This is a genomic window from Rhodobacter xanthinilyticus, assembly GCF_001856665.1.
Taxonomy (GTDB): Bacteria; Pseudomonadota; Alphaproteobacteria; order Rhodobacterales; family Rhodobacteraceae; genus Rhodobacter; species Rhodobacter xanthinilyticus.
In genome coordinates, this window is record NZ_CP017781.1 from 1602195 (window position 1) to 1625099 (window position 22905).

General features: G+C 67.9%; 24 protein-coding genes and 1 pseudogene. 22 read left to right on the forward strand and 3 right to left on the reverse strand.

Annotated elements, in window-relative coordinates:
• Positions 1 to 180: 180 nt before the first annotated feature.
• The 22 genes and pseudogenes from LPB142_RS07925 to cysE all read left to right on the forward strand — a co-directional run bounded on the left by LPB142_RS07925 (position 181) and on the right by cysE (position 19718).
• Entirely contained in the window at positions 181 to 1674 is a 1494-nt protein-coding gene (locus tag LPB142_RS07925) for a GGDEF domain-containing protein (RefSeq protein WP_156894347.1), read from the forward strand.
• Positions 1675 to 1752: 78 nt separating this feature from the next.
• Positions 1753 to 3015, forward strand: coding sequence for a beta-ketoacyl-ACP synthase II (fabF, locus tag LPB142_RS07930; protein WP_068765188.1), 1263 nt, complete (start codon positions 1753 to 1755; stop codon positions 3013 to 3015).
• Positions 3015 to 4181 carry an endolytic transglycosylase MltG gene (gene mltG, locus LPB142_RS07935; protein WP_071166047.1) on the forward strand — a complete coding sequence of 389 codons (1167 nt, stop codon included), beginning with the start codon at positions 3015 to 3017 and terminating at the stop codon, positions 4179 to 4181. Before fabF ends, mltG begins: the two co-directional genes overlap by 1 nt.
• A 240-nt stretch (positions 4182 to 4421) precedes the next feature.
• Positions 4422 to 4745: a hypothetical protein gene (locus LPB142_RS18435; protein ID WP_197474202.1), complete on the forward strand. Its 324-nt coding sequence runs from the start codon at positions 4422 to 4424 to the stop codon at positions 4743 to 4745.
• A complete protein-coding gene (locus tag LPB142_RS07940) occupies positions 4669 to 6042 on the forward strand; it encodes a DNA-packaging protein (RefSeq protein ID WP_082872846.1) in 1374 nt (457 codons plus the stop codon). Before LPB142_RS18435 ends, LPB142_RS07940 begins: the two co-directional genes overlap by 77 nt.
• A gap of 130 nt (positions 6043 to 6172) precedes the next feature.
• Positions 6173 to 7351, forward strand: coding sequence for a phage portal protein (locus LPB142_RS07945; protein ID WP_071166048.1), 1179 nt, complete (start codon positions 6173 to 6175; stop codon positions 7349 to 7351).
• Position 7352: 1 nt separating this feature from the next.
• Positions 7353 to 7586 carry a GTA head formation protein, RCAP_rcc01685 family gene (locus tag LPB142_RS07950; protein ID WP_071166049.1) on the forward strand — a complete coding sequence of 78 codons (234 nt, stop codon included), beginning with the start codon at positions 7353 to 7355 and terminating at the stop codon, positions 7584 to 7586.
• 10 nt (positions 7587 to 7596) lie between these two features.
• Complete coding sequence (locus tag LPB142_RS07955; RefSeq protein ID WP_068765192.1) at positions 7597 to 8154, forward strand: HK97 family phage prohead protease; 558 nt, start codon at positions 7597 to 7599, stop codon at positions 8152 to 8154.
• Positions 8155 to 8188: 34 nt separating this feature from the next.
• Positions 8189 to 9385: a phage major capsid protein gene (locus tag LPB142_RS07960; protein ID WP_068765193.1), complete on the forward strand. Its 1197-nt coding sequence runs from the start codon at positions 8189 to 8191 to the stop codon at positions 9383 to 9385.
• Between the two features lie 184 nt (positions 9386 to 9569).
• Positions 9570 to 10178 carry a head-tail connector protein gene (locus LPB142_RS07965; RefSeq protein WP_071166050.1) on the forward strand — a complete coding sequence of 203 codons (609 nt, stop codon included), beginning with the start codon at positions 9570 to 9572 and terminating at the stop codon, positions 10176 to 10178.
• A pseudogene (locus LPB142_RS07970) lies at positions 10175 to 10512 on the forward strand (head-tail adaptor protein). The gene LPB142_RS07965 and the pseudogene LPB142_RS07970 overlap by 4 nt, the downstream one beginning before the upstream one ends.
• Positions 10509 to 10916: a DUF3168 domain-containing protein gene (locus LPB142_RS07975; protein WP_071166051.1), complete on the forward strand. Its 408-nt coding sequence runs from the start codon at positions 10509 to 10511 to the stop codon at positions 10914 to 10916. The pseudogene LPB142_RS07970 and the gene LPB142_RS07975 overlap by 4 nt, the downstream one beginning before the upstream one ends.
• Positions 10917 to 11003: 87 nt before the next feature.
• Complete coding sequence (locus LPB142_RS07980) at positions 11004 to 11417, forward strand: phage major tail protein, TP901-1 family (RefSeq protein WP_068765197.1); 414 nt, start codon at positions 11004 to 11006, stop codon at positions 11415 to 11417.
• A gap of 8 nt (positions 11418 to 11425) precedes the next feature.
• Positions 11426 to 11752 (forward strand): gene transfer agent family protein, encoded by a 327-nt coding sequence (locus tag LPB142_RS07985; protein ID WP_068765198.1) that lies wholly within the window; start codon positions 11426 to 11428, stop codon positions 11750 to 11752.
• Positions 11749 to 11979 carry a rcc01693 family protein gene (locus tag LPB142_RS07990; protein ID WP_071166052.1) on the forward strand — a complete coding sequence of 77 codons (231 nt, stop codon included), beginning with the start codon at positions 11749 to 11751 and terminating at the stop codon, positions 11977 to 11979. The genes LPB142_RS07985 and LPB142_RS07990 overlap by 4 nt, the downstream gene beginning before the upstream one ends.
• Positions 11980 to 11982: 3 nt before the next feature.
• Positions 11983 to 12645 carry a phage tail tape measure protein gene (locus LPB142_RS07995; protein ID WP_068765200.1) on the forward strand — a complete coding sequence of 221 codons (663 nt, stop codon included), beginning with the start codon at positions 11983 to 11985 and terminating at the stop codon, positions 12643 to 12645.
• Between the two features lie 9 nt (positions 12646 to 12654).
• The gene (locus LPB142_RS08000; protein WP_071166053.1) at positions 12655 to 13287 is read left to right on the forward strand and encodes a DUF2460 domain-containing protein; all 633 of its coding nucleotides are present in this window, start codon (positions 12655 to 12657) and stop codon (positions 13285 to 13287) included.
• Complete coding sequence (locus tag LPB142_RS08005; RefSeq protein WP_068765202.1) at positions 13287 to 14177, forward strand: DUF2163 domain-containing protein; 891 nt, start codon at positions 13287 to 13289, stop codon at positions 14175 to 14177. The genes LPB142_RS08000 and LPB142_RS08005 overlap by 1 nt, the downstream gene beginning before the upstream one ends.
• Positions 14174 to 14623: an NlpC/P60 family protein gene (locus LPB142_RS08010; RefSeq protein ID WP_071166054.1), complete on the forward strand. Its 450-nt coding sequence runs from the start codon at positions 14174 to 14176 to the stop codon at positions 14621 to 14623. Before LPB142_RS08005 ends, LPB142_RS08010 begins: the two co-directional genes overlap by 4 nt.
• Entirely contained in the window at positions 14624 to 18532 is a 3909-nt protein-coding gene (locus LPB142_RS08015) for a baseplate multidomain protein megatron (protein ID WP_071166055.1), read from the forward strand. It abuts the gene before it with no gap.
• Positions 18533 to 18534: 2 nt separating this feature from the next.
• Positions 18535 to 18819 (forward strand): DUF7742 family protein, encoded by a 285-nt coding sequence (locus LPB142_RS08020; protein WP_068765205.1) that lies wholly within the window; start codon positions 18535 to 18537, stop codon positions 18817 to 18819.
• An 80-nt stretch (positions 18820 to 18899) separates the two neighbouring features.
• Positions 18900 to 19718, forward strand: a complete 819-nt coding sequence (gene cysE, locus LPB142_RS08025; protein WP_068765206.1) for a serine O-acetyltransferase — start codon at positions 18900 to 18902, stop codon at positions 19716 to 19718.
• Between the two features lie 66 nt (positions 19719 to 19784).
• Here the strand turns inward: cysE and LPB142_RS08030 are convergent, their stop codons facing one another.
• From LPB142_RS08030 to LPB142_RS08040, 3 genes are all read right to left on the reverse strand, one after another.
• The gene (locus LPB142_RS08030) at positions 19785 to 20120 is read right to left on the reverse strand and encodes a carboxymuconolactone decarboxylase family protein (protein ID WP_068765207.1); all 336 of its coding nucleotides are present in this window, start codon (positions 20118 to 20120) and stop codon (positions 19785 to 19787) included.
• 125 nt (positions 20121 to 20245) lie between these two features.
• Positions 20246 to 21520: a pyruvate dehydrogenase complex dihydrolipoamide acetyltransferase gene (locus tag LPB142_RS08035; RefSeq protein WP_071166056.1), complete on the reverse strand. Its 1275-nt coding sequence runs from the start codon at positions 21518 to 21520 to the stop codon at positions 20246 to 20248.
• On the reverse strand, positions 21502 to 22896 hold the full coding sequence (locus tag LPB142_RS08040; RefSeq protein ID WP_071166057.1) for a pyruvate dehydrogenase complex E1 component subunit beta: 1395 nt from the start codon (positions 22894 to 22896) through the stop codon (positions 21502 to 21504). The genes LPB142_RS08035 and LPB142_RS08040 overlap by 19 nt, the downstream gene beginning before the upstream one ends.
• Between the last annotated feature and the right edge of the window lie 9 nt (positions 22897 to 22905).

Below are 22905 nucleotides of genomic sequence, written 5' to 3' on the forward strand. Positions count from 1 at the left end.
CCGGAGCGCCGCTTGTTTTTTGGCATTTGCGCGGGTTTCGGGCCCGAAAAACGCCAATATCATTTGGGAAAACCTGAATTCGGGCGTAGGATTTTCCGATATTGCATCGGCCGGCGCCGGTCGCAGTATTTTATGATTGGGTAGGGCGTGGTCGTGCTGGTGCGATTGGCACTCAGAGCCGTGATTCCCGCAACGGTGCTGGCGATGGCCTTGGCGCTGTGGAGTCTTTTGGGCGCGACGACGGGGGCGGCGTGGATGCGCCCGCCGATCGAGGGGGGCTTGAGCCACCCGGTCTCGGCGCTGTGTCTGTTGCTGCTCGGGGCGAGTGTGCTCGTGCCGGCGGGGCTGCGCCGGGGGGTGCCGGTGCTGGCGGGCGGGGTCTTGCTGATGGTGGCGGCGGGGGTTGCGCCGCGGCTGACGGCGCTCGCGCAGGCCAGCCCGGGGGGGCTGAGCGCGCCGGGCGGGATCGATCTGGGCACGGCGGTGATGATCGCGTCGCTGGCGGTGGCGCGGATCTGTGCGGCGGCGGAGATGATTCTGGCGGCGCAATGGCTGGTGTTTCTCGGCATCTGGACGGCGATCCTGAGCCTGATCGGGTTGGTGTTCGACGCGCCTTTGCCGCAGGGCGTGATGGCGCCGATGACGGCGGTGGTGGGGCTGTTGCTGGCCACGGCCTTTCTGGCGCGGGCGCCGCACCGGGGGATCTTGCGGGCGGTTCTGGGGGCATACCCGGCGGGGCAGCAGGCGCGCTGGCAGATGACGCTGGGCGTGGTCGGGCCGGTGGCGATCGGGGGGCTGTTTCTCGAGCGGATTACCTCGCATGAGGCGCGCGGCGATGTGGCGCTCGTGGTGGTGCTGATCGTGGCGTTCTATCTGTTGATCTCGGCGCTCAATGCGCTCGCTTTCGAGCGCTCGGACCGGGCGCGGCGGCGGCTCGAGCGGGAGCGGCGCTATCTGGCGGAGCGCGACGGGCTGACGGGGCTGTTCAACCGGGTGAAGTTCGAGCAGCGCTTCGCGGCGGCTTCGGATCTGCGCGGCGGGCGCGGGGTGCCGTTCTGTTTCGTGCTGGTCGATCTCGATCATTTCAAGCAGATCAATGACTTCGCCGGGCATGAATTCGGCGATCAGGTGTTGCGGCAGGTGGCGCAGACCCTGCAGGCCGGGGTGCGGCCCGAGGATACGCTGGCGCGGCTCGGGGGCGAGGAATTCGCGATCCTGTTGCCGGGGCGGTCGCTGGCGGAGGGGCTCGATGTGGCCGAGGCGCTGCGGGCGCGGGTTGCGGCGCAGCGGTTTTCGCGGCGCGGGGCGACGTCGGCGCAGGCCCGGGGCGCGGGCGGGGCGCGCGGGCTCTTGTCGGGGCAGGTTGCGGTGACGGCCTCGCTCGGGGTGGCGGAATGGAGCCCGGGGGAGACCATGCTCGAGCTTTATTCGCGCGCCGATGAGGCGCTTTACGCGGCCAAGGGCCATGGCCGGGACCGGGTGGTCGCGGCGCCGCCGGCCGGGCAGGCGGGGGCCGGGCAGACGGGGGCCGGGCAGGCGGGGGCGAGTTTCGCGCGCGGCGCCGCCGAGGCGGGCGGGCGCGGGGCGCTCGAGCCTGTGGGCGGGGCCTCGGCGGGGCCGGAGCGGCTTGTGCCGGGCGGGGTTGCGCCGGGCGGGGCGGGCGAAGCGGGCTGAGGTGGCCGCTTGACGTTGCGCCTCGCGGCCCGCGCGTGTATCACGGCGGGGTCGGAAAACATGCCGGAGAGGTTGAACATGCGTCGTGTGGTTGTCACGGGTCTGGGTCTGGTTACGCCGCTCGCCTGCGGGGTTGAGGAGACGTGGTCGCGGCTCATTGCCGGGCAGTCGGGCGCGGGCCCGATCACGCGCTTCGATGCGACGAATGTCGTGACGCAATATGCCTGCGAAGTGCCGCGCGGCGACGGGTCGGACGGCACGTTCAACCCCGATGACTGGATGGCGCCGAAAGAGGCGCGCAAGGTCGATGAATTCATCCTCTACGCGATGGCGGCGGCCGATCAGGCGGTGCGGGATTCGGGCTGGATGCCGGAGGATGCGGAGGGGCGCGAGCGCACCGGCGTGATGATCGGCTCCGGCATCGGCGGCTTGCAGACGATTGCGGAAACGGCCGTTCTGATCAAGGAAAAGGGCGCCAAGCGCGTGAGCCCGTTCTTCATCCCGGCCTCGCTGATCAACCTCGCCTCGGGGCAGGTCTCGATCCGCTTCGGGTTCAAGGGGCCGAACCATTCGGTGGTGACGGCTTGTGCGACGGGCGCGCATGCGATTGGCGATGCGGCGCGGCTGATCATGCTGGGCGATGCCGATGTGATGGTGGCCGGTGGCGCCGAGAGCCCGATCTCGGAGATCGGGATTGCCGGGTTCAACGCCTGCAAGGCGCTCTCGACGAAGGCCGGCGAAGACCCGACCAAGGCCTCGCGGCCCTGGGACGCGGATCGCGACGGGTTTGTCATGGGCGAGGGCGCGGGGGTTGTGGTGCTCGAGGAATATGAGCACGCCAAGGCGCGCGGCGCGAAGATCTATGCCGAGGTTCTGGGCTATGGGATGTCGGGCGATGCCTATCACATCACCGCGCCTTCGGAGGACGGCGATGGCGGGTTCCGGGCGATGAAGGCGGCGCTCGCGCGCGCGGGGATCACCCCGGATGCGATCGATTACATCAACGCGCATGGCACCTCGACGATGGCCGACACGATCGAGCTGGGCGCGGTCGAGCGGCTGATGGGCAATGCGGCGGCGAAGGCCACGATGAGCTCGACGAAGAGCGCGATCGGGCATTTGCTGGGTGCGGCGGGGGCGGTCGAGGCGATCTTCTGTATCTTGGCGATCCGCGATCAGGTGGCGCCGCCGACGCTCAACCTCGAGAACCCGGCGGTCGCGGCGACGATTGATCTCGCCCCGCTCAAGGCGGTCAAGCGCGAGATCAATATCGCGCTGTCGAACAGCTTTGGCTTTGGCGGCACCAATGCGAGCCTGATCCTGGGCAAGGTCGCCGGCTGATGTGGCGCCATATCGTCTCGAATTTCCTCACCGTCCTGATCGTGATCATGGTCGGGCTGGCGGGGCTCGCGGCCTGGGCCAAGAAGCAATATGAGGGGCCGGGGCCGCTGGCGCAGGCGGTCTGTCTGCGGGTCGAGCAGGGGTCGAATTTCACCCGCGTCTCGCAGGATCTGCTGGCGCAAGGCGCGATCCGCTCGGGCTATATCTTTCGGGCGGGGGCGGATTATGCGGGCAAATCCAAGGATTTGAAGTTCGGCTCCTATCTGGTGGCGCCGGGCGCCTCGATGCAGGAGATCGTCGACGAGATCACCGCCGGGGTGCCCTCGAGCTGTGGCACGGAGCTCAATCTGCGGATCGGGGTGCTCAATACGCAGCTGATCTTGCGCGAGCTCGACCCGGGCTCGGGCCAATATGTCGAGAAGGCGAAATTCGACCCGGCGGCGGAGGCGCGCCCGGAGGGGTTCGACGCGGCCGCGAGCAAGGCCGATGTGCGCACCCGGGTCACGGTGGCCGAGGGGGTGACGAGCTGGCAGGTGGTCGAGGGGCTGAAGGCCGCCGATTTCCTCGCGGGCGAGGTCAAGGCGGTGCCGCCCGAGGGCAGCCTCGCGCCCGACAGCTATGAGGTCAAGCGCGGCTCGGATCGCCAGAAGCTGATCGACGAGATGGAAGCGCGGCAGGGCGCGATTCTCGCGGCGGCCTGGGAGGCGCGGGCGAGCGGGCTGCCTTACGAGACGCCGGAGGAGGCGCTGGTGATGGCCTCGATCGTCGAGAAGGAGACCGGCGTTCCGGGCGAGCGGGGCCGGGTGGCGAGTGTGTTTGTCAACCGCCTCGAGCAGGGGATGAAGTTGCAGACCGACCCGGCGGTGATCTATGGGGTGACCAAGGGGCAGGGGATCTTGGGGCGGGGGCTGCGGCAAAGCGAGCTGCGCCGCGAGACGCCTTACAACACCTATGTGATCGAGGGGCTGCCGCCGACGCCGATCTGCAACCCGGGGCGGGCGGCGATCGAGGCGGCGCTGAACCCCGATTCGACTCGCTATCTGTTTTTCGTGGCGGATGGCACCGGCGGGCATGTGTTCGCGCAGACGCTCGAGGAGCATAACCGCAATGTCGCGAAATGGCGCGAGATCGAGGCGCAGCAGAAGGCGAGCGGCGCAGCGAATTGATTTTGCTGAGTTTTTGAAGGATGGGCGCGCGCGGTCGGGAGGCTGCGCGCGTTTTCTTTTGGCGCGGCGGGGGCGGGGTTTTTGGAAAACGCCACAACCTCAGATTTAGCGCTTGACTTTGCGAACGCTCTAAGGTAGAGATATGACATGCTAGGAGAAGTGGGTAAGCGCCGCGGGTGACCGTCGGCGCTTTTGCATTTCGCTCGTGCGGAACAAGCATGAGGAGCGGGTTCAAAGCACATGGATATGTCTTTCTCGGGTGGGGAAAGTCCTTCGGCCGATCTGCTGAAGGAAACGGAAGACCTTTATCGTGAGGTCGCTCAAGAGTTGGCGTTGGCGATGCAGGGGGTTCGCCAAGGCGATTTGACGGAAGCGAAGGCCGCCATGCAGGCGGTGAAGGATCTTCGCGCCGCATTTCAGATGGTCATGGATGAAAGGACACGCGTTGAAAAACTCCGCAGACAGGTTGCCGGGGTCGTCCGAGATTATGCTCTCGACTTCGACGCTGCCCGATCTGAGATCGGGCGCCGCCTGGCTCGCTTGCGCGAGGCAGGAGGAGGTTGACGAGTTTCTGGAGGGGCTGGAGGAGAATGCGCTTCTGGCCCTGCCGTGGATGTTCGAGTTCTGGGCATTGCCGCATCAGTTGCCGCCCCAGGGGGCCTGGAAAAGCTGGGTCATCATGGGGGGGCGCGGTGCCGGCAAGACGCGGGCCGGGGCCGAGTGGGTGCGCGCGCAGGTGGAAGGCGCGCGGCCGCTCGACCCCGGCAGGGCGCGGCGGGTGGCGCTGGTCGGCGAGACGTTTGACCAGGTGCGGGATGTGATGATCTTCGGTGACAGCGGGATCATCGCCTGTTCGCCGCCCGACCGGCGGCCGGACTGGGAGGCGACCAAGCGTCGCCTCATCTGGCCCAATGGCGCGACCGCGCAGGCGTTTTCGGCGCATGAGCCGGAGGCGCTGCGGGGGCCGCAGTTCGATGCAGCCTGGGCGGACGAGCTGGCGAAATGGAAGAAGGCGGATGAGACCTGGGACATGTTGCAGTTCGCGCTGCGGCTGGGGGAGCATCCGCAGCAGGTGATCACCACGACGCCGCGCAATGTGGCGGTGTTGAAGGCGATCCTGAAGAACCCGTCGACGGTGATGACCCACGCGCCCACGGATGCGAACCGCGCCTATCTGGCGGCGTCGTTTCTGGAGGAGGTGCAGGCGCGCTATGCGGGCACGCGGCTCGGGCGGCAGGAGCTCGAGGGGGTGTTGCTCGACGATGTCGAGGGGGCGCTGTGGACCACTGGCGCGCTCGAGGCGGCGCGGGTGGAGCGGGCGCCCGAGCTCGACCGGATCGTGGTGGCGGTGGACCCTTCGGTGACGGGGGGGGCGGCGTCGGACGAATGCGGGATCGTGGTCGTGGGCGCGCAGCTGCGCGGGCCGGTGCAGGAGTGGCGGGCGTTTGTGCTCGAGGATGCTTCGGTGCGCGGCAAGCCCACCGATTGGGCGCGCGCGGCGATTGCGGCGATGGAGCGACATGGCGCCGAGAAGCTGGTGGCGGAGGTCAACCAGGGCGGCGACATGGTGGAGAGTGTGATCCGGCAGATCGACCCGTTGGTGCCGTTCAAGGCGTTGCGGGCGGGGCGGGGCAAGTCGGCCCGGGCCGAGCCGGTCGCCGCGCTTTACGAGCAGGGGCGGGTCAAGCATCTCAAGGGCGGGCGGTTGGGCGCGCTCGAGGATCAGATGTGCAAGATGACCACGCGCGGCTTCGAGGGGCGGGGTTCGCCCGACCGGGTGGATGCGCTGGTCTGGGCTTTGACGGAGCTGATCCTCGAGCCCGCGGCGCATTGGCGGCGCCCGCAGGTGCGGGGGCTGTGAGGTCATGACGAAGGGCTCCGGGCCGCGGCCGGGGGCGAGACTGAGCGAGGGCTGGGGGATTCCCCGGCCCTTTTTCTTTGGCCGGCCCCGCGGGTGAGCCCGGGGGCGGGGCCGCGACGAGGAGACCAGGATGGGACTGAATTTCTTTCGCAAGGCGGAGCCGGCGCGCGCGCCCGAGCTCAAGGCCTCGGTGACGGGGCGGGTGGTGGCGATGGCCACGGGCGCGGGGCGGGTGGTCTGGAGCCCGCGCGATGTGGTGAGCCTGACGCGCACGGGGTTCACCGGCAACCCGGTGGGGTTTCGCTGTGTCAAGCTGATCGCGGAAGCGGCGGCGGCGGTGCCGCTCAACTGTCAGGACGCCGAGCGGCGCTATGAGATCCACCCGGTGATCGACCTGATCCGGCGCCCGAATGGCGGGCAGGGGCGGGCGGAGCTGTTCGAGGCGCTTTACGGGCAGATGCTGCTGACCGGCAACGGCTATCTCGAGGCGGTGACGCCGGAGCCGGGGCTGCCGCGGGAGCTGCATGTGTTGCGCTCGGACCGGATGTCGGTGGTGCCGGGGGCGGATGGCTGGCCGGTGGGCTATGATTATGTGGTCGGCGGGCGCAAGCATCGCTTCGACATGACAGGCTACCCGGACCCGATCTGTCATATCAAGAGCTTCCATCCGCAGGACGACCATTACGGGCTCTCGCCGATGCAGGCGGCGGCGACGGCGATCGATGTGCACAACTCGGCGAGCGCGTGGTCGAAGGCGCTTTTGGACAATGCGGCGCGGCCCTCGGGGGCGATCGTTTACAAGGGCTCGGACGGGCAGGGGATGCTCTCGCCCGAGCAATATGACCGGCTCGTGTTCGAGATGGAGACCCATCATCAGGGCGCGCGCAACGCCGGGCGGCCGATGCTGCTCGAGGGCGGGCTCGACTGGAAGCCGATGGGGTTCAGCCCCTCGGATATGGAGTTTCACGAGACCAAGGTGGCGGCGGCGCGCGAGATCGCGGTGGCGTTTGGGGTGCCGCCGATGCTGCTCGGGATCCCGGGGGATGCGACTTACGCCAATTACGCGGAGGCGCATCGGGCGTTTTACCGGCTGACGGTTCTGCCGCTCGCGACGCGGGTGTCGGCGGCGGTGAGCTGGTGGCTCTCGGGGTTCCTGGGCGAGGTGATCGAGCTCAAGCCCGACCTCGACCAGATCCCCGCGCTCGCGGCCGAGCGCGATGCGCAATGGGCGCGGGTGGGGGCGGCGAGCTTCCTGACGGATGCGGAGAAACGCGCGCTTCTGGGGCTGCCGCCGATCGCGGAGACGTGAGATGGCCGAGGGTGGGTCGCGATATCTCAAAGAGCCTTTCGAGGTGCATGAGCAGCGGTTCGAGGCGACCGAGAAGATCATGGAGCTGCAGTTCAGCCAGGTCGAGAAGCGGCTCGTGCGGATCGAGACGATGATCGAGGGCCTCGAGAAGCGGCTCTGGATGACGGTTTATGGCGTTGTCGCCGTGATCCTGACGCAGGCGATCCAGGGCGTCCTGGAATATGCCCCCAAATGAGGATTGTCACATGAATACAAGTGATTATGGGCTTGAGTTGAAGTTCTGTCGGGCCGAGGCCCAGGTTCAGGTCCAGGATGGCACGAAGATCGAGGGCTATGCTTCGCTCTTTGGTCTGCCCGATCAGGGCGGCGATATCGTCCAGCGCGGCGCCTATGGCCGCAGCCTCGAGCGGCTGCGGGCGCGGGGGGGCTCGGTGAAGATGCTCTGGCAGCATGACCCGACCCAGCCGATCGGCGTCTGGGACGAGATTTTCGAGGACGAGCGCGGGCTTTACGTCAAGGGGCGGCTGCTGCTTGAGGTGGGGCGTGCGCGCGAGGCGGCGGCGCTGATCGAGGCGGGGGCGATCGACGGGCTGTCGATCGGCTACCGCACGGTGGCTGCCGAGAAGGACGCAAAAGGCCAGCGGCTTCTTGCGGAACTGGAGCTTTGGGAGGTGTCGCTGGTGACCTTCCCGATGCTCCGCGAGGCGCGGGTGGCGGCGAAGGGCGAGAGCCTCGAGGCCGAGACCTGGCGCGATCTGGCTCAGGCGCTTTCGAGCGCCGCGGCCGAACTGGCCGGGCGCTGAGCCCGGTCACTGACCTGATGGAGATCGAGTGACGATGAAGACCGAGACCAAGGCTCGGGCCGGGACGGGTGTGTCCGAGGGCCCGGACCCGGCGGCTGAGGTGAAAACCGCGCTGGCCGGGTTCCTGAAAGAAATCAAAGGCTTTCAGGATGAAGTTAAATCGAAGTTTCAACAGCAAGAAGAGCGTATGACCATGCTGCAGACCAAAACTTTCGCCGGGCGTCCCGCCCTGTCCGTCGCCGCCACCGAAGAGGCGCCGCATCAGAAAGCCTTCGCCGCCTATCTGCGTTCGGGCGATGATGACGCGCTGCGCGGGCTCTCGCTCGAGGGCAAGGGCCTGAACACCGCCGTGGCGGCCGAGGGCGGCTATCTCGTCGATCCGCAGACCTCGGACACGATCCGCGGTGTGCTCAAATCGACCGCTTCGATCCGCATGATCGCCAATGTCGTCAATGTCGAGGCGACCTCGTTTGACGTGCTCGTCGATCACACCGAGCTCGGCTCGGGCTGGGCGACCGAGACCGCCGCGCTGACCGAGACCGCGACGCCGCAGATCGACCGGATCTCGATCCCGCTGCACGAGCTCTCGGCGATGCCGAAGGCCTCGCAGCGCCTGCTCGATGACTCGGCTTTCGATATCGAGGGCTGGCTGGCGGGCCGCATCGCTGACAAATTCGCCCGTGCCGAGGCGGCGGCGTTCATCAACGGCAATGGCGTCGACAAGCCGACCGGCTTCCTGACCCATCCGAAGGTCGCCAACGGGGTCTGGGCCTGGGGCTCGATCGGCTATGTCGCGACCGGCGCGGATGGCGATTTCGCCGCGCTCAATGCCTCGGATGCGATCGTCGATCTCGTCTATGCGCTCGAGGCGGAATATCGCGCCAATGCGACCTTCGTGATGAACTCGAAGACCGCCGGCGCGGTGCGCAAGATGAAGGATGCCGATGGCCGCTTCCTGTGGTCGGATGGCCTTGCGGCGGGCGAGCCGGCGCGTCTGATGGGCTATCCGGTGCTGATCGCCGAGGACATGCCCGATATCGCTTCGGGCGCCACCGCGATCGCGTTTGGCGATTTCAAGAACGGCTACACGATCGCCGAGCGCCCGGATCTGCGCGTTCTGCGCGACCCCTTCTCGGCCAAGCCGCATGTTCTCTTCTATGCCTCGAAGCGCGTCGGCGGCGATGTTTCCGACTTCGCGGCGATCAAGGTGCTGAAATTCGCCGCCTCGTGAGGGGGGTGAACCTGGTCGCGGGGGAAACCCCGCGGCGCTGAGCCGGTAACGGCTTCGGGCGGGCGCGGGTTTGACCGTCGTCGCCTAGCTGCTCCCTCCGTCCGAGCGGCGGCGGGAGAGCCCGCGCCCGAACGCCTCACCGCGCCGCCCGAGCGGGCCGCGCGCGACTTTCGGAGAGATTTCCATGATGCTGAACGAAGAAACGGCGATCGCCTCGGGCGCCCTGCCGGTGGCGGAATTCCGCGATCATCTGCGGCTTGGCACCGGGTTTGCCGACCTCGGTGCGGAGGATGCGGCGCTCGAAGCCTATCTGCGGGCGGCGATCGCGGCGATTGAGGGACGCACCTCCAAGGTGTTGATCTCGCGAGATTATACGCTGACGCTGGCGTATTGGCGGACGGCGGAGAGCCAGCCTCTGCCGATCGCGCCGGTGAGCGCGGTGGCCTCGGTGACGCTGCGCGACAGGGCCGGCGCGGGGACGGTGGTCGAGGCCGAGCACTATCGGCTGATCGCCGATCTGAGCCGGCCGCGGATCGAGCCGATCAGCGGGCTGTTGCCCTCGATCGCCACCGGCGGCACGGTCGAGATCGCGTTTACGGCGGGGTTCGGGGCGGCCTGGGGCGATTTGCCGGTCGATCTGGCGCAGGCGGTGTTCCTGCTCGCGGCGCAATATTACGAGAACCGGCTCGATGGCGGGATCACCGGCGAGGCGATGCCGTTCGGGGTGATGGCGCTGATCGAGCGGTGGCGCACGGTGCGGGTGCTGGGCGGTTATGGGGGGGCGCGGGGATGACGGTGCCTGTCCTGAACCGGCTGTTGAGCCTCGAGGAGGCGCAGCGGGTGGCCGATGGCGCGGGGGGGCAGCGGCTCACCTGGGTCACGCTTGGCGAGCTCTGGGCGGAGGTTTCGCCCGGCACCGGCGTCGAGCGCGCGGGGGAGTTCGTGACGCTCGCCTCGGTGCCTTACAAGATCGTGGTGCGGGCGGCGCCGGTGGGCTCGCCGCGCCGGCCGCGGCCGGAGCAGCGGTTTCGCGAAGGGGGCGGGTGTTTCGCATCCTCGCGGTGGCCGAGGCCGACCGCAGCCAGCATTACCTGACCTGTTTTGCGCGTGAGGAGGTGGTGGCATGAGCTATGGCGTTGCGGCCGCGCTGCAGGCGGCGGTCTATCAGCAGATCTACACCGACCCCGCGATCGCGGCGCTGGTGGGGGATGCGATCTATGACGCGGTGCCTCCGGGCACCACGCCGGCGACCTATGTCAGCCTCGGGCCGGAGGACGTTTCGGACGCTTCGGACCAGACCGGCGACGGAGCGGCGCATGATTTCGTGGTCTCGGTGGTGACGAATGAGGCCGGGTTCCAGAGCGCCAAGGAGATCGCCGCGGCGATCTCGGATGCTTTGGTGGACGCGCCGCTCGTGCTCGCGCGGGGGCATCTCGTCGGGCTGTGGTTTCTCAAGGCGCGGGCGCGCCGGGTCGAGAAGGCCGACACCCGGCGGATCGACCTGACGTTTCGGGCGCGGGTCGAGGGCTGAGGCCCCGGCAGATTGCGAAAATACGACAATCAACACCGTCCGAGGCGGGCGGTTTGACCAAATTCCAGCACTTATCGGAGAATTGACATGGCGGCGCAGAACGGCAAGGACCTTCTGATCAAGCTCGACCTCACCGGGGGCGGGCAGTTTGAGACCATCGCGGGGCTGCGTGCGACGCGCATCAGCTTCAACGCGGAGACGGTCGATGTGACCTCGCTCGAGAGCCAGGGCGGCTGGCGCGAGCTTCTGGGCGGCGCCGGCGTGCGTTCGGCCTCGATCTCTGGCTCGGGGGTGTTCAAGGACGCCTCGACCGACGAGCGCGCGCGGCAGATCTTCTTTGACGGGGAAGTGCCCGAGTTTCAGGTGATCATCCCCGATTTCGGCATCGTGCAGGGGCCGTTCATGATCACTGCGGTCGAATATGCGGGCTCGCATAACGGCGAGGCGACCTATGAGCTGAGCATGGCCTCGGCCGGTGTTCTGACCTTCACGGCGCTCTGAGGTCGGCCATGGCAAACCCTTGGGCGGGCGAGGTCGAGGTGTTTCTCGACGGGGAGCGGCATGTGGCGAAGCTGACGCTGGGCGCATTGGCCGAGCTCGAGGCGGCGCTCGAGGGGGGCTCGATGCTCGATCTCGTGCGGCGTTTCGAGGGCGGGGCGTTCTCGAGCCGCGATGTTCTGGCGCTGGTCGTGGCGGGGCTGCGGGGCGGCGGATGGCGCGGCACGGCGGCGGATTTGCGCACGGTCGAGATTGGCGGCGGGCCGGTGGGCGCGGCGCGGATCGCGGCGGAGCTGTTGGCGCGGGCCTTCACGGTGCCGCAGGGCGGCGGGTCATGAGCTTGCCGCAGGCGCGCGGGCTCGACTGGCCCGGATTGATGCGGGTGGGCTTGCGCGGGCTCGGGCTGCGGCCGGCGGAGTTCTGGGCGCTGACGCCCGCTGAATTGGCGCTGATGCTCGGCGAGGTGGCGGGCTCGCCGCCTTTGACGCGCGCGCGGCTCGAGGAGCTGGCGGCGCGATGGCCCGACCGGCCGGCGGCGGCGGGCGGCACAGATGGGAAAGGATGAGCGATGGCTGAGGTCGACGGGCTGGACGGTTTCACCCAGCAGACGGCGGCGCTCGAGAAGAACCTCGGCGGGGCCGAGGCGATGGCGGGCGCTTTCAACGAGGAACTCGGGCGGATGCGCGAGGGGATGTTGTTCACCGGGCGCGAGGTGAACACGCTCACGGCGAGCATCGGGCGGGGGCTGCGCAACGCCTTCGACGGGCTGATCTTCGAGGGGATGAAGCTCGAGGATGCGCTCAAGAGCGTGGCGCAGACGATGGTCGACAGCGTTTATGCGGTGGCGATGAAGCCGGTGCAGAACGCTTTTGGCGGGGCGATCGCGACGACGATGAGCGATTTTCTCGGCGGCATGTTGCCGTTTGCGAAGGGCGGCGCCTTTGCGCAGGGCAAGGTGATGCCCTTTGCCAAGGGGGGCGTGGTGAGCTCGCCCACCAATTTCCCGATGCGCGGCGCGACCGGGCTGATGGGCGAGGCGGGGCCGGAGGCGATCATGCCGCTGACGCGCACCGCCGATGGGCGGCTCGGGGTGCAGTCGAATGGCGGCGGGCGGACGGTCAATGTGGTGATGAACATCACCACACCCGATACCGCCGGCTTTGCGCGCAGCCAAAGCCAGATCGCCGCGCAGATCAACCGCGTTCTGGCGCGCGGCAATCGCAATAGCTGAGGTAGGACAATGGCTTTTCATGAAGTTCGCTTTCCGGCCAATCTGAGCTTTGGCTCGGTCGGCGGGCCGGAGCGGCGCACCGATATCGTTACGCTTGCGAGCGGCTTCGAGGAGCGCAACACGCCCTGGGCGCATTCGCGCCGGCATTATGACGCGGGGGTTGGCCTGCGCTCGCTCGACGATGTCGAGCGGTTGATCGCGTTTTTCGAGGCGCGGGGCGGGCAGTTGCACGGGTTTCGCTGGAAGGATTGGGCCGATTACAAGAGCTGCCCCTCCTCGAAGAGCCCGGATTATGAAGACCAGGTGATCGGCACGGGCGACGGGGTGACGACGCAGTTTCAGCTCGCCAAGACCTATGTTTCGGGCGCGCAGAGTTATACGCGGCCGATCGTGAAGCCGGTGTCGGGCACCGTTCTGGTGGGGTTGCAGGGCGACCATCAGGCGGAATCGGTGCATTTTTCGGTGAATTTCGAGACCGGGGTGATCAGTTTTGTCGATGCGCCGCCGATGGGCGCGCGGGTGACGGCGGGGTTCGAGTTCGATGTGCCGGTGCGGTTTGACACCGACCGGATCCAGGTCTCGGTGCAATCGTTCCAGGCAGGGGATCTGCCGCAGGTGCCGGTTGTGGAGGTGCGGGTCTGATGGGCTATTCGGAGGCATTCAAGGCGCATCTGGCGAGCGGATGCACGACGCTGGCGCGGGCCTGGGCGATCACGCGCACCGATGGGGTGGAGCTCGGTTTCACCGATCATGATGTGGCGCTGACGTTCGAGGGGCTGCGGTTTGCGCCCGAGAGCGGGATGACGGCGCGGGCGGTGGCGCAAAACACCGGGCTTGCGGTCGACAATACCGAGAGTTTCGGGGCGCTGAGCTCGGAGGCGATCAACGAGGCGGATATTCTTGCCGGGCGCTATGACGGCGCCGAGGTGCGGGCCTGGATCGTGAACTGGGCCGATGTGAGCCAGCGCGAGATGGTGTTTCGCGGCTCGGTGGGCGAGATCACGCGCGCGGGCGGGGCGTTCACGGCGGAGCTGCGCGGGCTGACGGAGGCTTTGGGGGCGCAGAACGGGCGGGTCTATCATCCGCGCTGTTCGGCGGTTCTGGGGGACGGGCAGTGCCGGTTCAACCTCGACAAGCCCGGCTATGCGATCGAGCTCGCGGCCGAGGAGGTCGAGGGGGCGGTGGTGTTCCGCTTTGCCGAGGTCGACGGGTTCGAGGATCGGTGGTTCGAGAAGGGGCGGCTGAAGGTTCTGACCGGGGCGGCGGCGGGTCTTGTCGGCCTGATCAAGAACGATCGGGTTGCGGGGACGGGCGAGCGGGTGGTGGAGCTGTGGCAGCGGCTGGGCGCGGAGATTGCCGTGGGCGATCTGGTGCGGCTCGAGGCGGGTTGCGACCGGCGGGCCGAGACCTGTCGGCTCAAATTCCAGAATTTCCTGAATTTCCGCGGGTTTCCGCATTTGCCGGGCGAGGATTGGCTGATCAGCTATCCGGTCAGTTCGGGCACCAATGACGGGGGGAGCCTGTTCTCATGAGGGGCGAGGAGACGGCGGGCGCGCGCGCGGTGGCGATTGCGCGCGACTGGCTCGGCACGCCTTATCAGCATCAGGCCTCGGTGCGGGGTGCGGGCACGGATTGTCTGGGCCTGTTGCGCGGCATTTGGCGGGGGCTTTACGGGGCCGAGCCCGAGGTGATCCCGGCTTATACGTCGGATTGGTCGGAGCCCGCGCGCGAGGAGCTGCTCTGGGCGGCGGCGGCGCGGCATCTGGTGGTGGCCGGGGCGGAAGCGCCGGGGCAGGTTCTGTTGTTTCGGATGCGCGACGGGGCGGTCGCGAAGCATCTGGGCATTTTGGCGCGGGTCGGGGCCGAGGCGAGCTTCATCCATGCCTATACCGGCCACGGGGTCGTGGAGAGCCCGCTCTCCGAGCCGTGGCGGCGCCGTATCGTGGCGCGATTTCAATTTCCGGAAGGAGCCAGGTGAATGGCGACGATTTTGCTTTCGGCGGCGGGGGCCGCTATCGGCGGCGGCTTCGGCGGCACGGTTCTGGGGCTTTCGGGCGCGGTGATCGGGCGCGCGGTGGGCGCGGCGCTCGGGCGGGCGATCGACCAGAAGCTCCTGGGCGTGGGCTCGCAATCGGTGGAGACCGGCAAGGTCGACCGGCTGCGGCTCTCGAGCGCGTCGGAGGGCGAGGCGGTGGGCCGGCTCTGGGGGCGGATGCGGATGGCCGGGCAGGTGATCTGGGCCACGCGGTTCTTCGAGACGCAGACGGTGCAGAAGAGCGGCAAGGGCACGCCGAAGGTCACCACGACGAGCTACAGCTATTCGGTGAGTCTCGCGCTCGCGCTGTGCGAGGGGGAGATCCTGCGCGTGGGCCGGGTCTGGGCGGACGGGATCGAGATCGACAAGTCGCGTCTGACGATGCGGGTCTATGCGGGGACCGAGGATCAGGTGCCGGACCCGAAGATCGTGGCGGTCGAGGGGGAGGCGCCGGCCTATCGCGGGATTGCCTATGTTGTGATCGAGGATCTGCCGCTCGAGCCTTACGGCAACCGGGTGCCGCAGTTTACCTTTGAGGTGATGCGCGCGGCGCAGGGGGCGTTGGTCGACGAGGTTCCCGATCTTGTGCGGGGCATTCAGGCGGTGGCGCTGATCCCGGGCACGGGGGATTATGCGCTGGCGACGACGCCGGTTTACACGAGCACCGGGGATGAGCTGACCGAGGGGACGACGGCGGTCAACGAGAATGCGCCCGGAGGCAAGACGGATTTTGCGCGCGCGCTCGAGACGCTGGGCGAGGAGCTGCCCAATTGCGGGGCGGTGTCGCTGGTGGTGAGCTGGTTTGGCGACGATCTGCGCTGTGGGGACTGCACGGTGCGGCCGCGGGCCGATACGCTCGAGGCGGAGGGGACCAATATGGTCTGGCGCGTCTCGGGTGTGGATCGGGCGACGGCGGGGCAGGTGGCCTTGGACGATGGTGCGCCGGTTTATGGCGGCACGCCTGCGGACCAATCGGTGATCGAGGCGATCGTGGCGCTGCGCGCGGCGGGCAAGGCGGTGACCTTCTATCCGTTTATCTTGATGGATCAGATCGCCGGGAACGGCAAGACCGATCCCTGGAGCGGGGCGGATGATCAGCCGGCGCTGCCGTGGCGGGGGCGGATCACGACCTCGATCGCGCCCGGGCGCGAGGGCACGCCCGACCGGACGGCGGCGGCCGAGGCGGAGGTTGCGGCGTTTTTCGGTGCGGCGCAGCCGGGGGATTTCTCGGCGGCGGCGGGGACGGTGGCCTATACGGGGCCTGCGGAATGGTCGATGCGGCGGTTCATCCTGCATTATGCGCATCTGTGTGCGCAGGCGGGCGGGGTCGAGGCGTTTTGCATCGGCACCGAGATGGTCGCGCTGACGCAGATCCGGGGCGCGGGGGACAGTTTCCCGGCGGTGGTGGCGCTGCGCCAGCTTGCGGCGGAGGTGAAGGCGATCCTCGGGCCGGGGTGCAAGGTCGGCTATGCGGCGGATTGGTCGGAGTATTTCGGCTATCAGACCGGGGAGGGGGATCGCTATTTTCACCTCGATCCGCTCTGGGCGGACCCGAATATCGATTTCGTGGGCATCGACAATTACATGCCGCTTTCGGATTGGCGCGCGGGGGAGGAGCATCTCGATGCGGGCTGGGGCTCGATCTACAACCTCGATTATCTGATGGCGAATATCGCCGGGGGCGAGGGGTATGAGTGGTATTATGCCGCGCCCGAGCACCGCGATGCGCAAATCCGCACGCCGATCACCGACGAGGCTTATGGCGAGCCTTGGGTGTGGCGCTACAAGGACATTCGCGGCTGGTGGGAGAACGAGCATTTCGAGCGCATCGGCGGGGTGCGTGCGGGGGCGCCCACGGCCTGGGAGCCGGGGATGAAGCCGATCTGGTTCACCGAGATGGGCTGTGCGGCGATCGACAAGGGCACCAACCAGCCCAACAAGTTCCTCGACCCGAAGAGCTCGGAATCGAGCCTGCCTTATTATTCGGATGGGCGGCGCGACGAGTTGGTGCAGATGCAATATCTGCGCGCGATGGTGGGCTATTGGGGGGATGCGGCGAACAACCCGATCTCGGAGGTTTATGCCGGGCCGATGGTCGACATGAGCCGGGCCAATGTCTGGGCCTGGGATAGCCGGCCCTATCCGCAGTTTCCGGCGCTGGGCGCGCTTTGGGCGGATGCGGAGAATTATGCGCGCGGGCATTGGATCTCGGGGCGGGCGGTGTCGCAGCCGCTGGCCTCGGTGGTGGCGGAGATTTGCGGCACGGCCGGGCTCGAGGCGATCGACACGAGCGGGCTTTACGGGGTCGTGCGCGGCTATGCGGTGACGAGTGCGGCCTCGGCGCGTTCGGCGTTGCAATCGCTGATGCTGGGCTATGGGTTCGAGGCGGTCGAGCGCGGCGGCAGGTTGGCGTTTCGGATGCGCGACGGGCATGTCGATGCGCAGATCGAGGAGGGCGAGCTCGCGCTCGGAGAGGAGGACCAGACGGTCGAGGCGACGCGGGCACCCGAGGCGGAGATGGCCGGGCGGGTGCGGCTTGCCTATGTCGAGGCGGATGGTGATTTCGAGACGCGGGTTGTCGAGGCGGTGTTCCCGGATGAGACGGCGGGGGCGGCGGCGGGCTCGGAGCTCGAGATCGCGCTGACGCGGGCGCAGGCGCAGGAGATCGTCGAGCGGTGGCTTTCGGAGGCGCGGGTGGCGCGCGACGGGGTGCGGATGACGCTGGCGCCCTCGCGCAGCTATCTCGGGCCCGGCGATGTCGTGGCGCTCAAGCGCGCGGACGGGGTGCGGCGCTATCGGATCGACCGGGTCGAGCAGGCGGGCGCGGTGGCGGTCGAGGCTGTGCGGATCGAGCCGGGGCTTTATGAGCCCTCGGACGAGGCCGAGGCGCGGATCACGCTCAAGCCCTTTGCCGCGCCGGTGCCGGTGACGCCGGTGTTTCTCGATCTGCCTTTGCTGACCGGCAAGGAAGACCCCTATGCGCCGCATCTGGCGGTGACGGCGCGGCCCTGGCCGGGCTCGGTCGCGGTCTATTCGGCGAGCGAGGATGCGGGCTATACGCTCAACCGGCTGGTGGAGGCGCGCTCGGTGATCGGGCGGACGCTGACGCCGATGCTGGCGGCGCGGCCGGGCGTCTGGGACCGCGGGCCGGCGGTGCGGGTGAAGCTCGCGACGGGCGAGCTCGAGGCGGCGACGATGGCGCGGGTGCTCAATGGCGCGAATGTCATGGCGATCGGCGATGGCAGTTCGGACAATTGGGAGATTTTCCAGTTTGCCGAGGCGACGCTTGTCGATGTGCGGACCTGGGATCTGAGCTTGCGGCTGCGCGGGCAGCTTGGCTCGGATGCGCTGATGCCGGCGGCCTGGCCGGTGGGCAGCACGGTGGTGTTGCTCGACGGATCGGCCGGGCAGATCGAGCTTGCGCCCTCGGCGCGGGGGCTTGCGCGGCATTACCGGATCGGCGCGGCGCAGCGGCCTTACGACGACCCTTCGTATCGGCACCGGGTGGAGGCGTTCTCGGGGATCGGGCTGCGCCCGCTCAGCCCCTGTCATCTGCGGGTGGCGGCGACGGGCGCGGGTTGGGATTTCTCCTGGGTGCGGCGCACGCGGATAGATGGGGACAGTTGGGACGGCTATGACGTGCCGCTTGGCGAGGCGCAGGAGCGCTATCTCGTGCGGGTCATGGACGGCACGGCGGTGCGGCGCGAGGTGCTCGTGGCCGAGCCCGGTTGGAGCTATTCGAGTGCGCAGGCGGCGGCCGATGGGGTCGCGGGCGGGTTTGCGCTCGCGGTGGCGCAGGTGTCGGATGTCTATGGCGCGGGGCTTTTTGCCTCGGTTGCGGTGGCGGTTTGACCATGCGCCCGATCTTGCAGGGCGATCTGATCATGGCGGCGCGGGCGGTCTTGCCGCTCGCGCCGTCGGCGCGTTTCGGGGCGGTGCGGCGGATGCTCGAGGAGGCGCATTGCGCCGACCGGATCCGCAAGCGGCTTGGCCGTAGCCATCCGCTTTGGGGCAATGGCGCGCTGATCGATCGCGCGATGCGGGCGCCGCTTTACCGCGGGAGCCTCTTCGGGCCGGAGTATCTTCAGGCCTTGGCGTTGGTCTTGGCGGTCATCGCCGAATGGCGGGCGCGCGTTTAGCTCTTTTCGCGCCCGCGCCCTTCCCCTATTCCGATGCGCGCCTATGTGATAGGCTCGCACCGTGAAGAAGGAGCTCTGTCATGGCCGAAATCCGCGCGAAGGTTGCTGCAATCGATCCGGTCTGGACCCGGATCTGTGATGAGGCACGCGATGCGGTGCGCGATGAGCCGCTTCTGGGCGCGCTGATCCATGCGGGGCTCTTGCACCACCCGACGATGGAGCGCGCGCTGGCCTATCGGTTCTCGCTCAAACTCGCCTCGGGGGAGATGAGCGAACAGATCCTGCGCGAGATTGCCGATGAGGCCTATTCGGCGGATCCCGATCTCGGCGCGGCGGCGCGGGCCGATCTGGTGGCGGTCTATGACCGTGACCCGGCCTGCCACCGGTTTTTGCAGCCGATCCTGTTTTTCAAGGGGTATCAAGCGCTTCAATCCTATCGGATCGCGCATTGGCTGTGGCGCAACGGGCGCCGCGACATGGCCTATTTCGTGCAGATGCGGACCTCGGAGATGTTCGGCGTCGATATCCATCCGGCGGCGCGGATCGGGCGCGGCGTGATGATCGACCACGCCCATTCGATCGTGATCGGCGAGACGGCGGTGGTGGGCGACAATGTCTCCATGCTCCATTCGGTGACGCTGGGCGGCACCGGCAAGGAGGAGGAGGATCGCCACCCCAAGATCGGCAATGGCGTCTTGATTGGCGCGGGGGCGAAGGTTCTGGGCAATATTCGCGTGGGCGAGAACAGCCGCATCGCGGCGGGGTCGGTCGTGCTGGCCGATGTGCCCTGCTGCAAGACGGTTGCGGGCGTGCCTGCGAAGATCGTTGGCGAGGCGGGCTGCGATCAGCCTGCGGTGCGCATGGATCAGCAGCTCAAGGGCTGCGACTGCGCCGGCTGAGCCGGGCAGAGGAACGGGGGCCGGGGCCGGGTGGGACCCGGCCCTTGACCGTTTGTCAGGCCCGGATCAGCTGGAGAGCTGGTCGAAGGCCTCGAGCGTCTTGATGCCATACATCAGCGACGGCCCGCCGCCCATCAGCACGCTCACATTCACCGTTTCCTCGACCTCTTCGCGCGTGGCCCCGGCCGCGATGCAGGCCTGCACATGCACGCCGATGCAATAGGCGCATTGCCGCGCGATCCCGATCGCGAGCGCGATCAGCTCCTTTTGCTTGGTCGAGAGCGCGCCGGGCGCGAGCGAGGCGCCATGCAGCGCGTGGAAGCCCTGAAACGGGGCTTCCTGATGCTTGGCAAAGTCCCCCATGCCGCTCTTGATGGTCGCAAGTTCCGCCTTCCAGTCCATGACGATTCCTTTCCGAACGATCATATCGTGATGCGACAATATGTTTTTCGGGGCCTTTCGCCTTGAGCCAGAACAAAAAGCCCCCGAAACCGGGGGCTTTTTCTGCATTGCAGCAGATTTTTGGCTCAAGCCAGCATCGCCAGCGGATTTTCAAGGTTCTCGACGATCGCGGCCAGCAGCTGCGCGCCGAGCGCCCCGTCGATCACCCGGTGATCGACCGAGAGCGTCATCGACATCATCGTCGCGACCTCGATCTCGCCCGCGGCAGTCACCACCGGCTTCTTCACCCCGGCCCCGACCGCGAGAATCGCGCCATGGGGCGGGTTGATCACCGCGTCGAAATTCTCGATCCCGAACATCCCGAGGTTCGAGATCGCGAAGGCGCCGCCCTGATATTCCTGCGGCGCGAGCTTGCGTGCCCGCGCCCGCGCGGCCAGATCCTTCATCTCCGCCGAGAGTTTCGAGAGCGATTTCGCCTCCGCATCGAGCAGCACCGGCGTGAAGAGCCCGCCCTCGATCGCGACCGCGACCGCCACATCCGACGCCTTCATCTTCAACACCCGGTCGCCCGCCCAGACGGCATTGGCATCAGGCACCGCCTGCAGCGCGAGCGCCGAGGCCTTGATGATGAAATCATTGACCGAGAGCTTCACGCCCCGGCTCTCGAGCTTCTTGTTCAGCTCGCCCCGGAACGCCATCAGCGCATCGAGCCGCACCTCGCGGCGCAGATAGAAATGCGGGATCGTCTGCTTGGCCTCGGTGAGGCGCGCCGCGATCGTCTTGCGCATCCCGTCGAGCGCGACCTCCTCATAGACCCGCCCCTCATAGAGCTTGGCCACGTTCGAGGCCGAAGCCGCCGGGGCCGGGGCCGCAGCCGCCGCCACAGGCGCCGCCGCCGCAACCGGAGCCGCCGCGGGCGCCGCTTTCGCGCCCTCGACATCGGCCTTCACGATCCGCCCATGCGGCCCCGAGCCCGTGACCGTGCCCAGATCGACGCCCTTTTCCGCCGCGATCCGCCGCGCGAGCGGCGAGGCGAAGATCCGCGCGCCCGCGGCCTTCGGCGCCGGCGCCAGAGCCGCCACAGCCGCCGCCGGGGCTTCCGCCGCCGGGGCCGCCGCGACCGGCGCCGCCGCCTTCGGCGCGGCCTCGGCGCTTTCGCCCTCCTCGACCAGCACCGCAATCGGCGTATTGACCTTCACGCCGGCCGTGCCCGCCGCCACGAGGATCTTGCCGACGATCCCCTCATCGACCGCCTCGAACTCCATCGTCGCCTTGTCGGTCTCGATCTCGGCGAGAATATCCCCCGCCTTGACCTCATCGCCCTCTTTCACGAGCCATTTCGCAAGCGTCCCCTCCTCCATCGTGGGGGAGAGCGCCGGCATCAGGATTTCGGTTGCCATTCTCTCTCTCCCTCAGCGGTAGGTGACTTTTTCACCGCCGCGACGATCTCGTCGGGGGTGATCAGCGCAAGTTTCTCGAGGTTGGCCGCATAGGGCATCGGCACATCCTTGCCCGTGCAGTTGATCACCGGCGCGTCGAGATAATCAAACGCGCGCTCCATGATCACCGCGCTCAGATGGTTGCCGATCGAGGCGACCGGCCAGCCCTCCTCGACGGTCACACAGCGGTTGGTCTTCATCACGCTGGCCAGAACCGTGTCATAATCGAGCGGGCGCAGCGTGCGCAGGTCGATCACCTCGGCCGAGATCCCCTCGGCGGCGAGCGTCTGTGCCGCCTCGAGCGCATGGCTCACCCCGATCCCGAAGCTCACCAGCGTCACATCCGTGCCCTCGCGCCAGATCTTCGCCTTGCCGAACGGGATCGTGAAATCCTCGAGCGCCGGCACCTCGAAGCTGCGGCCATAGAGGATCTCGTTCTCAAGGAACACGACCGGGTTCGGGTCGCGGATCGCGGTCTTGAGCAGCCCCTTCGCATCCGCCGCCGAGTAAGGCATCACCACCTTCAGCCCCGGAACCTGCGCATACCAGGCCGCATAATCCTGGCTGTGCTGCGCGCCCACCCGCGCCGCCGCCCCGTTCGGGCCGCGGAACACGATCGGGCAACCCATCTGCCCGCCCGACATGTAAAGCGTCTTCGCCGCCGAGTTGATGATATGGTCCATCGCCTGCATGGCGAAGTTGAAGGTCATGAATTCGACGATCGGCCGCAGCCCGCCAAAGGCCGCGCCACAGGCGATGCCCGCAAAGCCATATTCGGTGATCGGCGTGTCGATCACCCGCTTGGCGCCGAACTCGTCCAAGAGCCCCTGGCTGATCTTGTAGGCGCCCTGATATTCGGCGACCTCCTCGCCCATCAGGAAGACCGTGCCATCGCCACGCATCTCCTCGGCCATCGCCTCGCGCAGCGCCTCGCGCACCGTCATCGTCTTCATCGGCGTGCCCTCGGGCCAATCGGCCGACGCGTTCGACACGACCGGCGCGGGCGCCGCCACGGCCGCCGGGGCGGGCGCGGAAGCCGCCGCCGGGGCAGGGGCCGCCGCCGCGGCCGGGGCGGGCGCGGCTTCCGCGCTCTCGCCCTCCTCGACCAGCACCGCGATCGGCGTGTTCACCTTCACGCCCGCCGTGCCCTCGGCCACCAGGATCTTGCCGACGACCCCCTCGTCGACCGCCTCAAATTCCATCGTCGCCTTGTCGGTCTCGATCTCGGCGATGATCTGGCCGGATTTGACCACATCCCCCTCCGTCACGAGCCATTTCGCAAGCGTCCCTTCCTCCATCGTGGGGGAGAGCGCGGGCATCAGGATTTCGGTTGCCATTCTCTCAGC

Excerpts from the sequence above, each read along its gene's own strand:
- LPB142_RS07990 (WP_071166052.1), top strand. The coding sequence starts at position 11,749 with ATGAGCTTGCCGCAGGCGCGCGGGCTCGACTGGCCCGGATTGATGCGG.
- LPB142_RS08000 (WP_071166053.1), top strand. The coding sequence starts at position 12,655 with ATGGCTTTTCATGAAGTTCGCTTTCCGGCCAATCTGAGCTTTGGCTCG.
- mltG (WP_071166047.1), top strand. The coding sequence starts at position 3,015 with ATGTGGCGCCATATCGTCTCGAATTTCCTCACCGTCCTGATCGTGATC.
- LPB142_RS07940 (WP_082872846.1), top strand. The coding sequence starts at position 4,669 with ATGCTCTCGACTTCGACGCTGCCCGATCTGAGATCGGGCGCCGCCTGG.
- LPB142_RS07960 (WP_068765193.1), top strand. The coding sequence starts at position 8,189 with ATGAAGACCGAGACCAAGGCTCGGGCCGGGACGGGTGTGTCCGAGGGC.
- LPB142_RS08010 (WP_071166054.1), top strand. The coding sequence starts at position 14,174 with ATGAGGGGCGAGGAGACGGCGGGCGCGCGCGCGGTGGCGATTGCGCGC.
- LPB142_RS07985 (WP_068765198.1), top strand. The coding sequence starts at position 11,426 with ATGGCAAACCCTTGGGCGGGCGAGGTCGAGGTGTTTCTCGACGGGGAG.
- LPB142_RS07980 (WP_068765197.1), top strand. The coding sequence starts at position 11,004 with ATGGCGGCGCAGAACGGCAAGGACCTTCTGATCAAGCTCGACCTCACC.
- LPB142_RS08005 (WP_068765202.1), top strand. The coding sequence starts at position 13,287 with ATGGGCTATTCGGAGGCATTCAAGGCGCATCTGGCGAGCGGATGCACG.
- fabF (WP_068765188.1), top strand. The coding sequence starts at position 1,753 with ATGCGTCGTGTGGTTGTCACGGGTCTGGGTCTGGTTACGCCGCTCGCC.
- LPB142_RS18435 (WP_197474202.1), top strand. The coding sequence starts at position 4,422 with ATGGATATGTCTTTCTCGGGTGGGGAAAGTCCTTCGGCCGATCTGCTG.
- LPB142_RS07995 (WP_068765200.1), top strand. The coding sequence starts at position 11,983 with ATGGCTGAGGTCGACGGGCTGGACGGTTTCACCCAGCAGACGGCGGCG.
- LPB142_RS08040 (WP_071166057.1), bottom strand. The coding sequence starts at position 22,896 with ATGGCAACCGAAATCCTGATGCCCGCGCTCTCCCCCACGATGGAGGAA.
- LPB142_RS07945 (WP_071166048.1), top strand. The coding sequence starts at position 6,173 with ATGGGACTGAATTTCTTTCGCAAGGCGGAGCCGGCGCGCGCGCCCGAG.
- LPB142_RS08015 (WP_071166055.1), top strand. The coding sequence starts at position 14,624 with ATGGCGACGATTTTGCTTTCGGCGGCGGGGGCCGCTATCGGCGGCGGC.
- LPB142_RS07955 (WP_068765192.1), top strand. The coding sequence starts at position 7,597 with ATGAATACAAGTGATTATGGGCTTGAGTTGAAGTTCTGTCGGGCCGAG.
- LPB142_RS07965 (WP_071166050.1), top strand. The coding sequence starts at position 9,570 with ATGATGCTGAACGAAGAAACGGCGATCGCCTCGGGCGCCCTGCCGGTG.
- LPB142_RS08030 (WP_068765207.1), bottom strand. The coding sequence starts at position 20,120 with ATGGACTGGAAGGCGGAACTTGCGACCATCAAGAGCGGCATGGGGGAC.
- LPB142_RS07950 (WP_071166049.1), top strand. The coding sequence starts at position 7,353 with ATGGCCGAGGGTGGGTCGCGATATCTCAAAGAGCCTTTCGAGGTGCAT.
- LPB142_RS08020 (WP_068765205.1), top strand. The coding sequence starts at position 18,535 with ATGCGCCCGATCTTGCAGGGCGATCTGATCATGGCGGCGCGGGCGGTC.
- LPB142_RS07975 (WP_071166051.1), top strand. The coding sequence starts at position 10,509 with ATGAGCTATGGCGTTGCGGCCGCGCTGCAGGCGGCGGTCTATCAGCAG.
- cysE (WP_068765206.1), top strand. The coding sequence starts at position 18,900 with ATGGCCGAAATCCGCGCGAAGGTTGCTGCAATCGATCCGGTCTGGACC.
- LPB142_RS08035 (WP_071166056.1), bottom strand. The coding sequence starts at position 21,520 with ATGGCAACCGAAATCCTGATGCCGGCGCTCTCCCCCACGATGGAGGAG.